Genomic DNA, 14329 nt, shown 5'->3' with positions numbered 1-14329 from the left:
AAACCACCACACGGAGACATCACCATGCCCCAAGCCGCCCCCTACCCGGCGAATCTCGGCCTTGCCGAGATCGACCCGCCAGTGGTTCCACACCCGATGCTCAGCCAGCCGCGCTTCGAGCACCTGCAACGCGCGCGCCGCCGCTTCTCGTGGTCGCTCACCGCCGCCATGCTGCTGGTCTACTTCGGCTTCATCCTCACCCTGGCGTTCCGCCCGGATCTGCTTGCCCTGCCCCTGACACCGGGCCAGCCCATGAGCATCGGCATCCCCATCGGGTTCGGCATGTTCGCCTTCACCTTCGCACTGGTGGCCGTCTACGTGCATCGCAGCAACACCGTCTACGACAAGATGATCGCGGAGATCCGCAAGGGAGAACAGCCATGAAGCGCGTACTAGCCGGGGTTGCCCCCCTTGTCGCTGCCACCCCTGCCCTGGCGGCCACGCCGCTGGTCGGCCAGGGCCTGAACCTGATCGCCATTGCCATGTTCGTGGTGTTTGTCGCCGCCACGCTGGTCGTGACCCGCTGGGCGGCCAGGCGCAACCACAGCGTGGCCGACCACTACGCCGCCGGCGGCAAGATCACGGCCTTGCAGAATGGCTGGGCGATCGCCGGCGACTACATGTCCGCGGCGTCGCTGCTCGGCATTTCGGCACTGGTCTTCACCAGCGGCTACGACGGCCTGATCTACTCGATCGGCTTCCTGGCCAGCTGGCCGATCATCCTGTTCCTGATCGCCGAGCCATTGCGCAACCTGGGGCGCTACACCCTGGCCGATGTCCTGTCATACCGTCTCAGGCAACGGCCCATCCGGGCCTTCTCGGCATCGAGCTCGATCGTGATCGTGCTGCTGTACCTGGTCTCGCAGATGGTCGGCGCCGGCAAGCTGGTGGAGCTCCTGTTCGGCTTCAACTACACCTCCGCCGTGGTCCTGGTCGGCGTGCTGATGGTCGTCTATGTGTTCTTTGGCGGCATGCTGGCCACCACGTGGATCCAGATCATCAAGGCGGTCATGCTGCTGGCCGGTTGTGCGTTCATGGCCTTCATGGTCATGAGCCGCTTCGGCTTCAGCCTGAACAGCCTGTTCGAGCACGCCATCGCCGCCCACGGCAAGCACGACGCGATCATGCGCCCCGGTGGCCTGGTTTCCGACCCGGTGTCGGCCGTTTCGCTGGGCCTGGCACTGATCTTCGGCACCGCGGGCCTGCCGCATATCCTGATGCGCTTCTTTACCGTCAATAGTGTCAAGGCTGCACGCAAGAGCGTGCTCTACGCCACCGGCATCGTCGGCGCAGGCTATGCCATGATCATCGTGATCGGCTTCGGCACGATCGCGCTGGTGGCCCAGGATCCGCTTTACCACAACGGCGCCGGCGCCGTGATCGGCGGGGTCAACATGGTCGCCGTGCACCTCGCGCACGCGGTTGGCGGCAACGTGTTCCTCGGCTTTATCTGCGCCGTGGCCTTCTCGACCATCCTCGCCGTCGTCGCCGGGCTGACCCTGGCGGGCTCTTCCGCGATCTCGCACGACCTGTATGCAACGGTGATTCGCCAGGGCAAGGCATCCGACAAGGACGAGATGCGGGTGTCGCGTATCACCACGCTGGTGCTGGGCGTCCTGTCGATCCTGCTCGGCATCCTGTTCGAGAAGCAGACCATCGCCTTCATCGTCAGCCTGACCTTCTCGATCGCCGCCAGCTCCAACTTCCCCGTGCTGCTGCTGTCGATCTACTGGCGCGGGCTGACCACGCGCGGCGCGGTGCTCGGCGGGATGATGGGGCTCGTCACAGCCGTCGTGCTCACGATCCTGAGCCCCACGGTCTGGGTGCAGGTGCTGGGGCATGCCGCGGCGATCTATCCCTACGAGTATCCGGCCCTGTTTTCGATGCTGGTGGCGTTTGCCGGGATTTATGTGTTCTCGGTGACGGACCGTTCGGCACGGGGTGAGTGGGAGCGCGCGGCCTATCAGAACCAGCGCGTGGATTGTGAGCTGGGGATCGGCCACCAGAGCGCCAGCTAGCGCTTGCAGCCCCCGTCGGGAACGGGCGACGCAGACGCTCTGCGGGCGCCCGTCTTCTCATTTATCGGGCGATTGGTAGAATCCGGACATGATCCCCATCGCAACCGCGAGAGAGAACGTCATGGAGTCAGGCACCGCACCGGCCAGAGAGGACGCCGCCGTCAAGGGCACCCGACGGCTGCTGCCCGAAGAACGCGAGCAGCAGATCGTCGACAAGGCGATCGAACACTTCACCCGGAATGGCTTTGGGGGCAGTACCCGAGAGCTGGCCCGGCAGATCGGTGTGACGCAACCCCTGCTCTATCGCTATTTCGAGAGCAAGGAAGCCCTCATCGAGCGCGTCTACAACGAGGTCTTCCAATGGCGCCCTGACTGGGACCGGCAGATCACCGACCGCTCGATGCCCCTGACGGAGCGGCTCTATGCCTTCTACCTCGACTACTCGTCGGTGATCCTCCGCGAAGAATGGATCCGGCTGTTCATCTTTGCCGGCCTGACCCACGAAGGCATCAACAACAAGTACCTCAGCAAGCTGCGCAGCAAGGTCTTCCTGCCGGTGCTGGCCGAGGTCAGGGACGCCTTCGACATTGAAGCACCGCGCAATGCGGCAGAGACCGAGGCCGAGATCGAGATGATCTGGAGCCTGCACGCGGCCATCTTCTATATCGGCATGCGCAAATGGGTCTATGGGCTCAAGGTGCCGACCGACATGGAAGCCGCTATCCGCCAGAAGGTAGACATGTTCCTGCATGGCGCACCGGCGGCGATACGCGCCATGCGCGCGGGTGCCCGCTAAGCGCCGGCCACACACACGCAAGCTTCAGCACGGCGGCCTCTTCGGCGCCAGCCGGCCATTGCCGCCGCGCCGCCTTGCGTCGGATGCAACGCTGGGTTGCGCTGCGCCCCCATTCTAAATCCCGGACCGGTGCCTTACCTTTGGGTCATCGCTGATTCAGCGTGCAACCGGAGTCTTTCATGGCACCCATTGACATCGATATCACCTATGACTTCATTTGCCCCTGGTGCTGGATCGGGCATCAATCCCTGAAGGCTGGTCTCGAGCAGGCAGGGATGGCCGACCGCGCCAGGTTCCGCTACATACCCTACGAACTCAACCCGGATATGCCGGTACCCAGCGTTGACCGCAAGGAATATCGCAGTCGCAAGTTCGGAAGCTGGGCACGCTCGCAAGCCCTCGACGCAGACGTCGCCGCGGCCGGCAAGCGCGCAGGCCTGACGTTCAACTATGACCGCGTGCAGATCACGCCGAATACGCGGCGCGCGCACCGTCTCATGCGCTACGCACAGGAGCAGCAGGATGCCGCACGTGCGGACCGCCTGTTCGACGCGGTGATGCAGGCCTACTTTACGCAAGGACAGGACATCGGATCGATCGAAGTCCTTGTCGACATCGCGGCAGGGCAAGGCTATGACGCAGCCAGGGCACGCGAATACCTGAGCGGCACGGCAGGCGAGGCGCAGGTTGTCGCGCAGGAACTTGAGGCGCAACTGGACGGCATCCGGTCGGTGCCTTCGTTCCTCATCGGCAAGCATCGCGTGAGCGGTGGTCAACCGGCAGAGCACTTCACCAGGGTGTTGCAGGCCGCGGCCACCAAAGCCGGAAATGTGTGAATGGCCGCCAGATATCGGCTGCCTGCGCCGGAATGCCCTATGCAGCACCCCGCAGTCCGAGGATTGGCAGCCGATCCCCAACGCGCCTGAGACAGTGCCTCAAATGCAGGTCAGCGCAGTGCCGAAGGATCCACAATCGCGCCTGCAACTAGTGCTTCCCCCAGAGCACGCCAACGAATCCGGAGGTATCATGGGTGTTTTGCAAACGTTTGCATTATATGGACAGCCCCCAATGAGGATTCAGGAGATACATCTATGGCCAAGGATCGACTCATTCGCATCGTTCATGGCAGTTTCGGACGCGCCACGCTTCATCTGATCGAAGGAGCGCTTGTCGCACACGCTCATGCCGAATTTCATCTGATCTTCAAGCTGGGCGGCTCGGACGCTCGCTTCAGGGTGGATGACAGTACGGTCACGGTGTCTGACAACCGCGCACTGCTGATCAATCCGTGGTCGACACACGCCAAGCTGGATCAAGGCCCCGAACCGTCCCTACTGCTGGCGCTCCTGCTCGACCCCGGCTGGCTTGGCACCACCCTGGACATCGAGAATGCTGCGACCGGGCTGCAGTTCAAGGAACTCGCCGCTGCCGTGGATGGCGAGATCGCGACGGCACTCGCCGCGCTCAGCGGTTGCCTCGCGCACGGTGAAACCAATGCGACCACTAGTTGCGAGATGGCCGTGGCCCAACTGGTCAGGGCAACCTCGGCACGGTATGCCAGGCTTCGTTCCATGACCGAGGTCCTGGCCACATCAAAGCCGCTTGACTATCGAATCAAACGCGCTGCGGAGTTCATCCGGAACCATGCGTGGGACAACCCGAATGTGGAAACCGTGGCAAATGCAGTGGGCATGTCGCGAAGCCGTCTGTTTGACCAGTTCAAGGCTTGCATGGGGATCTCGCCCCAGCAGTACCTCGACTGGGTCCGCGTGAGTCATGCCACCCGGCTGCTGACAGAGCGCCACACCAGCATCGGCGAAGTGTCGCACCAGTTGGGCTTCAGCGCGCAAAGCCATTTCACGCGCTTCTTCGTCCAGCATCTGGGGATCAGCCCATCGGAATTCCGTCGTACGGGTATCGTCGCTGGCGTGCAATCCGAGTAGGAGTGCGCGCCAGCCATCCGCAAGCGGCGGTCAGGATCGCAGGGAATCCGAGATCTTTAGCCTGATTCCGGCTTCGAACACGGATTTCGGCAGCATCCCATGCACGGTCTTGGCCGGGATGGAACTGTAATTGCTGGCGGTCTGGTTCGAATACTGGGTAATGCGGAAGTTCGCGGCGATACTGGCAAGCGAGTAGACATCCTGCGCATCCATGCCGGAAGCTGCGCTCAGCCAGTTGATCATCTGGCGCAAGCACGCCGTCAGGGCATCGTCCAGGTTCTTGCCGAATCCCAGCGCAATCCAGTGTGACGGCGTCTCTGCCATGGGCAGCGCGAGGGCATTTCGCTTGTGCAGGAAGTATTGGATCTGCATGTCCTCCATCGCGGTTTCAATCGCAGTCTGGTTGACTACGCCATCGCCTTGCGCCGCATGAGAGTCGCCGGTCCAGACCATCCCGCCCGGGCGCTGCACCGGCAAGAACAACGAGGTGCCCTCGACGAGTTCCCGCAACACCAGGTTGCCGCCATACGGTCCGCTGAGGATGCCGCTGACGGGCTCTTCTGAAGCGGGCTGGACTGCCATGACGCCTTGAAACGGCGCGAGCCTGATGCGAATGCCCGGCGCGAATTCGGTGTATTTGCGCGACTCGTCAAACTGGAAGTAGCGCAGGTATGGCTTGTCAAAGTCATTCGGCAGCGCACCCACCCCCTTGGGCGCCGAGTTCCAGCCCCACCCGATCGGGCGCAGCCGGACCATATGACATTCGATCACGTCTCCGGGCATGGCATCCTTGATTTCGACCGGACCAATGTTCGAGTAAGGTCCTTGCGGAAACCGCTTGCGCACCGGTTCCCGATCCGCATAGCTCATGCCATAGCTGGCGCCGTTGGCCCAGTTCACCCAGGTATTCGGGTATGCGACCAGATCACCCGATTCGATGGTTGCGACGGGCGCGACCTTCGGATCCAGTATGCCGACCTTCACGGTGTCCGATGTCGAAACGATACGATGAATCCGCCCGGGCTTGCGTACGGGGAGAGGGAAACCCGCCGCATTGTCCCCTACCCCTTTTTCCACTGGCGGCACGGTGACTGGCGCCTTGGCCAATGCCCTTGCCGATCCCGCACCGATTCCGGCGAGGGCGGCTGCCTTCAGTAATTGCCTTCTGTCGATCAACATCTTCTATGCTCCTCCTTATGGAAACCCGGACCTTCGTTCTTGCCAACAAGCGGCTTTCCGCCTCAATGCAGTTGCGCGACATACTGGGCAACGGCCTCGATCTCCCCATCGCTCATCAACGGCACAATCAGGCTCATCAACTTCCCCGGCCCGCCTCGCAAGCCCGTCCTCCAGGCGTGCAGCTGCTTTGCCACGTACTCGGATTGCTGACCACCGATCCGCGGAAAATCGGGAGCAATGCCTTCGCCGCCCGGCCGATGGCAAGAGACACACGCCGGCAATCCATTGGCCGGATTACCCTTCCAATAGATCACGCGACCCGGCTCAACCAGGTCCGCGGAGACCGGTTGGCTTCGTGCCGGCGGCCGCTGGCTGAAGTAGCGGGCGAGATCCTGCATGGCGCTGTCATTGAAGGGCTCCATCACCGCGCGCATCACTTCGTTATTACGTAGCGGCTTCTCACCAGGGGTCCCCCTGAATTGCCGCATTTGCTTAAGCAGATAGTCGGCATTCTGTCCCGCAAGGCTGGGATACGCTCCCTGGCTGCTTTGTCCGCCCACGCCATGGCACGCCGCGCATACCTGCTCCGCGACACGCCGCGCCTCCGACAGGTCCCGCGCTCCGGATTCAGGTTCGCCCCGGGCCTGCGAGGCGAGCACAAGCCAGGCCGCGATCAAGGCAGCGTGGGTTCGGCGTGTCGGACGGCGTCTCACGATGATGCTCCCCGGAACATTGACTGGTTCAATTCAGATAGGCCCCGGTCTTGGCAACAATGCCCCTGGCGCGCTCGGTCTCGCTGGACAAGCGACTGGACAGGGCGTTGGCGCCAGACTGGCTGAAGGCGATATCGACACTCAGTTCAGCCATGTGCTTGCGAACTTCAGGATCATTCATGATGGTCCTGGTTGCTTCGCGCAGCCGTTCCAGGACTGGCGCGGGAGTGCCCTTGGGTGCGAACAAGCCATACCAGACCGTGATGTCGTAGCCCGGGATGGCTTCGGCGATCGTTGGCACATCGGGCATGGACTTCAGACGAGCCGGGGTTCCGACTGCGAGCAGCCGCAATTTGCCGGACTTCACATGGGGCATGTATTCCAGCAGCGGGCCGGTTGCCAGGTCAATGTGGCCTGCAATCATGTCGTTGATGGTTGGACCGCTACCCTTGTACGGGATATTGGTGATATCAACGCCAGCCATGGTCTTGATCATCTCGAGCGGGTAGCTCGTGGGGCCTCCGTAGTTCACCTTGCCTGGGTGCGCCTTGGCAAACGCAATCAACTCCGGAACAGACTTGTACGGCGCGTGTGGATTGGTCGCCAGTACCAGCGGAGATTCCCCAAGCGGGGCCACAGGGGTCAGATCGCGCGTGACGCTATAGGGCAGCTTCCTGTAGAAGGCAGCGTTGACTGCATGAATGCTGTTGAGAATGCCAATCGTCTGCCCGTCCGGTGCGGCGCGCACAATGGCCTCGGCACCGATGTTCCCACTTGCGCCGGGCCTGTTCTCCACCACAACGGGCTGGCCGAGCACATTCGACAAGCGCTGCGCCAGCGTTCTGGCCAGCACGTCATTGATGCCGGCGGGAGGGAACGGAACAATGAAGGTAACGGGCTTTGCAGGCTTCCAGACGGCCGACGCAGGTTCGGCAGCCGATGCCGCGCTCTTGCTGCCAGGCAGGACACCAAGCAGCGCCGCTGCCAGACCTGCAAGTACGGCCAGCCTGCCTGATGCCACCCGCGGCGCCGGGGTTTTAAGACTCAACATATGATCATGTCTCCTTGATTTCGTGATGCCTGTACGCACCGGTTACGTCTTGCCCCCACTTTACCGACCTGATGAAATGGCGTTTCCCTAACCGGCTAGCCATTTACCAGGAAGTCCACCCATTTTTGCCTGGCAGGCTTTCCCGGACATTTACCGAATCCTCCGCAAAATGCGCCGTGCGCGCTCGCAGGCGATATCTGCTGGTGCAGGATTCAGCTCTGTCCATCAGGAAAAGAGGAAAATAAATGGATACGAAAGACCTTGTGTTAGTTGGCCATGGCCCCATCCATGTGATCGCCTTGCATGGCTGGTTCGGACATGCCCGAAGCTGGGGACATTTTCCAGGTGAAATCGATGTAGAGACCTTCACCTACGCTTTCATCGACTATCGCGGCTATGGCTCCCGTCGCGATCGTGAAGGCACCTTCAGCATCGGCGAAATCGCCAGGGACACGCTGGCCCTCGCGGATGAGCTTGGATGGCGCCGCTTCGCCCTGCTCGGCCATTCGATGGGTGGGAAGGCAATGCAGGCCGTCGCCCTGCTGGCCCCCGAACGCATTACGGCACTGGTGGGTATCACACCAGTGCCACCAACCCCAGTCGAATTCGACGCCCCCACGCGAGCGCTATTCGAGAGCGCCGCCTCCAGCATCGAAGCCAGGATCGGGATTATCGACACCACCACCGGTAACCGGCATGGGCGGGCCTGGCTCGCGCGCATGGCGCGGGATTCCTTCGAGCACTCCGAGGTCGCGGCGTTTGCGGCCTACTTTCGGGCATGGGCGGACACGGACTTGTCCACCCGCATTGCAGGCATCGACATTCCCACACTCTTGCTGGTCGGCGAGCATGACCCCTCGCTGACCGAGGCGGTGATGGAGCAAACCTATGGCAGGCTGTTCCTGAACGCGGATATCCAGGTCATTGATAACGCGGGCCACTACCCCATCAATGAAGCGCCAGTCGATCTGGCTACGCGCGTCGAGAGCTTTCTAGCCTGTTTTTCTGGCAGGAACTAAGGCCAGAAACGCCGGCCGCATGCAGTACGGCCGGCGCCCTGGCCAATCACAGGCTTCGCGACGTCTGCCTTATGGCGTTTCGGTTGCACCGATCGCAGCGATGCCACGCCGCCCCGCCTCCTCGTCCATATCCGACGGCCCCCCGCTGACACCAACCGCACCAGCGAGTTTCCCGCCGATGTAGATCCCGAGGGAGCCTTGCGACGGAAACAGGGGACCTCCATAGACCAGGGAACTCATCTGCCCGAAGACAATGGGATTGGCCCGATAGCGCTGGGCCAGTTCAGCACCGGATGCCCCGCCGGTGGCCGCCGTCGCCAACGCCTTGCCGCGCGCGACATCGAAGGTCCCAAACGGAGCTCCGTCCATCCGCACGCCAGCCACAAAGTGGCCCGCGGCATCCACCACCACAATGCTGACGGGTGTCTTCTTCTGCTCGGCGAACTGCGCCGCCGCACTGACGAGATGACTGGCGCTTTCCAGGCCAAATCCCTTTCCTTGTACCGCGAGCTCCGCAGCAGCCGGAAAAGCGCAGCACAGCTGCACCGCAGCCGTCGCCAGCAATAGGTATCGCATCGTTTGTCTTCCCCAACGGGCAAGGCTGCCGAAAAGAGGCAGCCGGTCAGCATCAAAAAGCTCGCAAAGGCCGAACGGATGGCTGGAGCGGCTTCGTCCAGTCGGCCACGCCAGGGCCAACTATCTCCCTGGCTGCGAGAAGCGTTTTATCGGATCGTCCAGTTTTTGCGTCAGAACAGCTGGCGCATGCCAAGCATCACGCCCTGCGGGTTGGAAGCGCCTGCGGGGGAGACGTCATTGGGGAAGTTCGAGAACGTGTAGTTGGCCTGGCCCTTGTTCCAGATCTTGCTGGCGTTTGCATACAGCGTCGTGCGCTTGGACAGATTATGCTGGTAGCCCAGCGATGCCTGGTCGCCCCGGTTCGACGTACCAACCGTACGCTGCATGCCATACGCCAACAGCACCAGCCCGCTTGGACCCACAGGCACGGAAACGCCGACATGGAAGCCGCGGTCCTTGATCGTGGCCTGCCCTGGATTCCAGCGCGTTGCCTGGCGTCCGTTGACGAATACCTTCAGCCACGGAAACTCATACGTTCCCCCGATGGCACGCTCGTCCCGATCGGCGTCCGCGACACCGCCCATGCTGTAGGTTTTCTCATAGGCCAGGCCGAGCCAGAGCGGCCCTCTGCCATAGGTAAGTCCGACCGCCTTCAGCCAGTCAGCGTCGCGCGGTGGCGCCGTGCGCTCGGCCCCGAACGAGAACAGCAGGCTACCCTGGAACCCCGCCAGGTCCGGGCTCTCATACCGGATGGAATTGTCGGCCCGGGCGGTCAGGCTGCTGCCGGCGGGGCCGCTGTTCTGCAAGCGCCCAAGCGGGCCATACGGCGAGAAGCCAAAGGCCGATGCCTGCCCCTCGATGTAGTAGATGGGAGTATTCTGCCGGCCAAATGTCACCGCCCCCCATTGCGTGCTGCTCAGGCCCACCCAGGCCTGCCGGCCAAACAGCCGGCCACCCTGCTGGACCGTGCCGGTGTCCAGCGCGAGGCCGGTTTCAAGGGTAAAGACGGCGGACATGCCGGAACCCAGATCCTCCTTGCCACGCAAGCCCCAGCGGGACTGGTAGAGGCCACCGTCCTCCACGCGCGCAGCGTGCTTGCTCCCGGACTTGACGTATTCCATATACTGGTCGGCCACGCCATAGAGCGTGACGCTGCCCTGTGCGCTTGCCAAACCCGGTGTGGCAGCTGCTCCCGCCAACAACAATGCTCCCAGCTTCTTCATGCTCTCTCCTTGTCCCAGCCACCGTGCGCAGCGGTGTGGTAGTTCACGCGGTCAATTGCCGCGCTGCAAGGGTACGAGCCAGAGGAATGGAGGTATTAACCCAATCGTCCCGCCAATTGCAATCAAGTCCGGAAAGGCACTGGGGCAGGCAAAAGGTCAGGCAAAGACGTTAGTCGTGCAACGCGCAGGCAGTGCTGCACCGGCAGGTGTACTGCCAGTCCCGACTTCGGCTCCCGGCGGGCGCCTGGCATTTTTAGCAAGCAAATCCCTCCCGCGGGCCGCAAGGACCCGCCAGGAGCACGAGGGTGCGGCCTTCAGCGCCGCACGCTAGAGATTTTTGCTCAGCTCATAGTTGTACGGATCGCTCGTGAATCGTTGCGATTGCTCTGCGCTGACAATATGGCTTGCGCAGCCAAGCACGCCAAGCGTCAGTGCGGTGAGGATCGCTGCCGCGAGAATTCTTGTCATGATATTCCTCGGCGAGGGAGTGCCCTTGCGGGCGGGAGTTCCAAATTTAATTCTAGTTCTTGCGGCTCCTGATGCGATGCCTCCGTCTGACCTCCCGCCATGCAGCCCAAATAGTCAAATTCTTTGAATGATATTTCCCCCAAGTAACCGGCAAAGGAGCGCTGCCTCTGGAAGATACCTGGTCGAGCGCTCCATTGGAGACAATCAGGGAACAAGGATCATCGCGCCGGTGCGCAGCCGTGCTTCGATGTCTTCGTGGGCTCGCGCCGCCTCCGAGAGTGGGTAGCGAGCCACTTCAGGCTCTCCCAACACCCCCGTCCGATAAGCATCAAAGACGGCAGCGATGGCCACCTCCCGCGCGCGGCCATCAAGATACTGTGCCATGGGTCCGCCGACGACCCTGATCTGGCGCGCCTCGAGCGCCGCCTGGTCAATGGCGGGTTGGCCGGAAGCGGCGCCGATCGTTACGATCGTTCCGCCGTCGCGGACCCCTGCCACCGATGCTCCGAAGGTAGCCTTGCCAACGAATTCGTACACCACGTCAACGCCATCCGGCGCGATCCGCCGGATCTGGCCGGGCAGCGCCAGATCGCCAGACAACAGTGCGTGATCCACGGATCCGGTCAGGCGGCCGCGCTTTGCTTCCGAGCCGGCGGTCCCGATCACCGTAGCGCCGAGCGACCTGGCCCAGCGTGCGAGCAGCAAGCCGACGCTGCCGGAAGCGCCTTGCACCAGCACCGTGTCGCCCGCCTTCACCCGATGGAATCCGTGCAGGCCCGCCCAGGCCGTCAGGCCCTTGGTCAGAATCGTGGCTGCCTGTTCGAACGTGATGTCGTCAGGCAACGGCACCAATGCTTCGGCGGAAATCAGGCGCACGTCAGCGTAGCTGCCGGGAGCAAGGTAATAGGCAACGCGGTCGCCGGCCTGGAAGTCAGCCACGCCCGCACCGACTGCCTCGACAACGCCAGCCCCTTCCACACCCGTGACGCCCGGCAACGGCATCGGGAAGACGCCCTTGCGGAACATCGTGTCGATGAAGTTCACACCGATCGCCGCGTGACGAAGGCGTACCTGCCCCGGCCCGGGGGCGCCAACGGTGTCTTCTTCGACCTTGAGGACAGCTGGTGCGCCGTACTGATGGAAACGAATGGTGGTAGTCATGATTTTCTCTAGAAACGGTTATCGGTTTGCCCGATCGGCTCATATCGCCGCGCGGGTCTGGCAACGGGATTGGTTGGGTACCTGGACAGGGCCAGGGCTTAGCGGATACGGCCTTGCGCCCGAAGCTGCTCGCCGATCTGCGCAATCCGCGACTCGCCCTGGTGCAGTGCCTCGGCATGGGTGTGCACGGAGTAGTGACCGAGCACCAGGTCATGGTCGTGTTTGCGTGCCGATGCAAGGATGAATTCGGCAGCATCGTGCGCCACGATATCGATCGCGCCGTCGGACTCATCGAATACTACGAGCTCGTTCTGCACCAATGTACCGGCCATGCGCGGCGCACCCGCGCTGACGTGCGCCCAGGCGACGGTGTGGCCAGCGGGTGGGACATAACGCCAGCGTTGCCCGGCTTCCAGCCGGACATGCAGGCACGCCATCCCGGCAGGTGCATGCACCGGGCTGCGGACCCCGCCGTACTGCCCCAGAATGACGCGTGCAGGTCCGACCGAGGCCACTGCCTCGGGAGGCAGGTACTGGCTTGAAGGGGGGCTATTCTCCATCTCCGGCGGCAAGGCGACCCACAGCTGGTAGCCGCGAAAGCGAGTGCGGTCGAAGGGCGATGCATCATGCCAGACCCCGCCACCGGCGTTCAGCCATTCGATACTGCCCCCCTCGAGTACACCGCTGGCGCCCGTGGTGTCTTCATAGACCATGTTGCCCGACAGCAAGATCGTGGTTGTCGCGATACCCGAGTGCGGATGCATCGGAAACATGGCATCGCCTTCCGGCGCGAAATCGAAATAGTCGAGGAATACAAACGGTCGCGTCAGGCCGCCGATGTCCCCCGGACTCATAAGCCGGGTGACCGGTCCATGCTGCCTGCCCTTTGTACGCATCACAACGCGTCGCGGTGAGTCCGGGGCCGCGGCATCAGCCGCTGCGGCGCCGCTGTGTTTGCCCGGCAATTGCGTGACGTCAGTCATCTCGCTTCCTTTCGTTCAGTTCCATGCAACGAAGTCTAGGATGCGGAGATGTAGCGGGATAGCCTATATCTTTCGATGGGATCCATCAGTCGGAGCGATGGATCGCAGCTCCGGCGCAGAGAATGACTGGCCTGCAAGCCCGGGCAAAAAAGCCGAGCGCTGCCCTGTGCAGCCATGGCAAACAACGCCATGCGCAACCGGCTGAACCGCTCAGACCTGGTCAGCCAACGCGCGCGTTGGCTCGTTGCTTGAAGAGATCGACCAGCCAGCGCCCTGCCGGACCGGGGGGAGAATCCTTCCGGTACACGGCAAACATGGCAATGGGCGGCGTCGCGGGCTGAAAGTTCTCGATCCGGAGCGGCACCAGTTCCCTGGCGTCGATATCCTTGCGGACCATCGCTACCGGCATGTGCCCCCAGCCGAATCCGGCCCGAAGAAACGCATGTTTCGCGCCCAGGTCCGCAAGGCGCCAGATCAGCGGCGAAAGCACACCAAAGCTCTGGCCGTCCGTCAGCGCCGTACGATCGGTCAGCACCAGTTGCACATGCCGTTCGAGTTCCCGCGTCCGGATCACGCCTTTACGTGACGCCAGCGGATGATTCGGCGCAGCCACCGTGATCATGGGAACGTCGAGCAGCTTTTCGGCGTCCACCTCATCCGGAACCGCGGGCATCGAACCGACAATGCCGAGCCGGCAGACACCGTCGATGACCGGCTTGACCACCGCGCCGAGCGCCTCCACATAGAGCCGCAATGGGGTATGCGGAAACGCCTCGCGGAATGCGCCGACCGCGGCGATGAGTGAGTCCATCGGATACATCACGTCGATGGCGACCGACAGTTCCGGCTCCAGGCCCTCCGCGATCGTTCTCGCACGCGCCTTGAAGCCATCCATCCCGTGGACGACCGCGCGGGCTTCTGGCACCAGTGCGCGTCCCTGTTCGGTGAGTTGCGGATAGCGCCCGCTGCGGTCAAACAACTGCACGCCAATCTGACCCTCGAGATTGGCAAGCGTCTGGCTGACCACGGATTGCGCGCGCCGAAGGCGGCGGCCGGCGGCGGAGAAGCTTCCTTCGTCGACCGCGGCGATGAACGTCCGCAACTGGTCCATGGAAATCGCATCTAACACCTATCGCTCCCGGCGATGGATTTCAACTGAATATATAGGCTCCTTCCGGGGTTCGCAAGGATCGACCCTT

General features: G+C 62.7%; 15 protein-coding genes. 6 read left to right on the top strand and 9 right to left on the bottom strand.

Translation table 11 applies throughout. The annotated features are described in order from the left end of the window. The first annotated feature begins 24 nt into the window (after positions 1–24). The 5 genes from ACZ5MJ_RS07780 to ACZ5MJ_RS07760 all read left to right on the top strand — a co-directional run bounded on the left by ACZ5MJ_RS07780 (position 25) and on the right by ACZ5MJ_RS07760 (position 4757). Positions 25–384 (top strand): DUF485 domain-containing protein, encoded by a 360-nt coding sequence (locus ACZ5MJ_RS07780; protein WP_464223250.1) that lies wholly within the window; start codon positions 25–27, stop codon positions 382–384. Then, a complete protein-coding gene (locus ACZ5MJ_RS07775) occupies positions 381–2018 on the top strand; it encodes a cation acetate symporter (RefSeq protein WP_464223249.1) in 1638 nt (545 codons plus the stop codon). The genes ACZ5MJ_RS07780 and ACZ5MJ_RS07775 overlap by 4 nt, the downstream gene beginning before the upstream one ends. 121 nt (positions 2019–2139) lie before the next feature. After that, a complete protein-coding gene (locus ACZ5MJ_RS07770; RefSeq protein ID WP_464223676.1) occupies positions 2140–2814 on the top strand; it encodes a TetR/AcrR family transcriptional regulator in 675 nt (224 codons plus the stop codon). Positions 2815–2993: 179 nt separating this feature from the next. Continuing rightward, positions 2994–3650 carry a DsbA family oxidoreductase gene (locus ACZ5MJ_RS07765; protein ID WP_464223248.1) on the top strand — a complete coding sequence of 219 codons (657 nt, stop codon included), beginning with the start codon at positions 2994–2996 and terminating at the stop codon, positions 3648–3650. A gap of 255 nt (positions 3651–3905) precedes the next feature. Beyond that, complete coding sequence (locus ACZ5MJ_RS07760; RefSeq protein ID WP_464223246.1) at positions 3906–4757, top strand: helix-turn-helix transcriptional regulator; 852 nt, start codon at positions 3906–3908, stop codon at positions 4755–4757. 30 nt (positions 4758–4787) lie between these two features. Here ACZ5MJ_RS07760 and ACZ5MJ_RS07755 read toward each other — a convergent pair whose 3' ends face one another. The 3 genes from ACZ5MJ_RS07755 to ACZ5MJ_RS07745 all read right to left on the bottom strand — a co-directional run bounded on the left by ACZ5MJ_RS07755 (position 4788) and on the right by ACZ5MJ_RS07745 (position 7700). Beyond that, complete coding sequence (locus ACZ5MJ_RS07755; RefSeq protein ID WP_464223245.1) at positions 4788–5936, bottom strand: acetamidase/formamidase family protein; 1149 nt, start codon at positions 5934–5936, stop codon at positions 4788–4790. Positions 5937–5998: 62 nt separating this feature from the next. Further along, positions 5999–6613, bottom strand: a complete 615-nt coding sequence (locus ACZ5MJ_RS07750) for a c-type cytochrome (RefSeq protein WP_464223244.1) — start codon at positions 6611–6613, stop codon at positions 5999–6001. 64 nt (positions 6614–6677) lie between these two features. Then, positions 6678–7700, bottom strand: coding sequence for a Bug family tripartite tricarboxylate transporter substrate binding protein (locus tag ACZ5MJ_RS07745; protein ID WP_464223243.1), 1023 nt, complete (start codon positions 7698–7700; stop codon positions 6678–6680). A 245-nt stretch (positions 7701–7945) separates the two neighbouring features. On the opposite strand from ACZ5MJ_RS07745, the gene ACZ5MJ_RS07740 reads away from it, so the two are divergent. Then, positions 7946–8719 carry an alpha/beta fold hydrolase gene (locus ACZ5MJ_RS07740; protein ID WP_464223242.1) on the top strand — a complete coding sequence of 258 codons (774 nt, stop codon included), beginning with the start codon at positions 7946–7948 and terminating at the stop codon, positions 8717–8719. 69 nt (positions 8720–8788) lie between these two features. On the opposite strand, the gene ACZ5MJ_RS07735 is transcribed toward ACZ5MJ_RS07740, so the two are convergent. The 6 genes from ACZ5MJ_RS07735 to ACZ5MJ_RS07710 form a co-directional block, all read right to left on the bottom strand. Beyond that, positions 8789–9295 carry a GlcG/HbpS family heme-binding protein gene (locus tag ACZ5MJ_RS07735; protein WP_464223241.1) on the bottom strand — a complete coding sequence of 169 codons (507 nt, stop codon included), beginning with the start codon at positions 9293–9295 and terminating at the stop codon, positions 8789–8791. Positions 9296–9465: 170 nt separating this feature from the next. Next, entirely contained in the window at positions 9466–10518 is a 1053-nt protein-coding gene (locus tag ACZ5MJ_RS07730) for a porin (RefSeq protein WP_464223240.1), read from the bottom strand. A gap of 327 nt (positions 10519–10845) precedes the next feature. Then, positions 10846–10986, bottom strand: a complete 141-nt coding sequence (locus ACZ5MJ_RS07725; RefSeq protein ID WP_464223239.1) for a hypothetical protein — start codon at positions 10984–10986, stop codon at positions 10846–10848. Positions 10987–11190: 204 nt separating this feature from the next. Beyond that, positions 11191–12147: a quinone oxidoreductase family protein gene (locus ACZ5MJ_RS07720; RefSeq protein ID WP_464223238.1), complete on the bottom strand. Its 957-nt coding sequence runs from the start codon at positions 12145–12147 to the stop codon at positions 11191–11193. Between the two features lie 98 nt (positions 12148–12245). After that, on the bottom strand, positions 12246–13130 hold the full coding sequence (locus tag ACZ5MJ_RS07715; protein ID WP_464223236.1) for a pirin family protein: 885 nt from the start codon (positions 13128–13130) through the stop codon (positions 12246–12248). A gap of 220 nt (positions 13131–13350) precedes the next feature. Next, a complete protein-coding gene (locus ACZ5MJ_RS07710) occupies positions 13351–14259 on the bottom strand; it encodes a LysR family transcriptional regulator (RefSeq protein ID WP_464223235.1) in 909 nt (302 codons plus the stop codon). Between the last annotated feature and the right edge of the window lie 70 nt (positions 14260–14329).

This window comes from Cupriavidus sp. LA-1, from assembly GCF_055385985.1.
The sequence above is the reverse complement of the archived record's forward strand: the minus strand, read 5'-3'. Positions and strand labels throughout refer to the sequence as shown.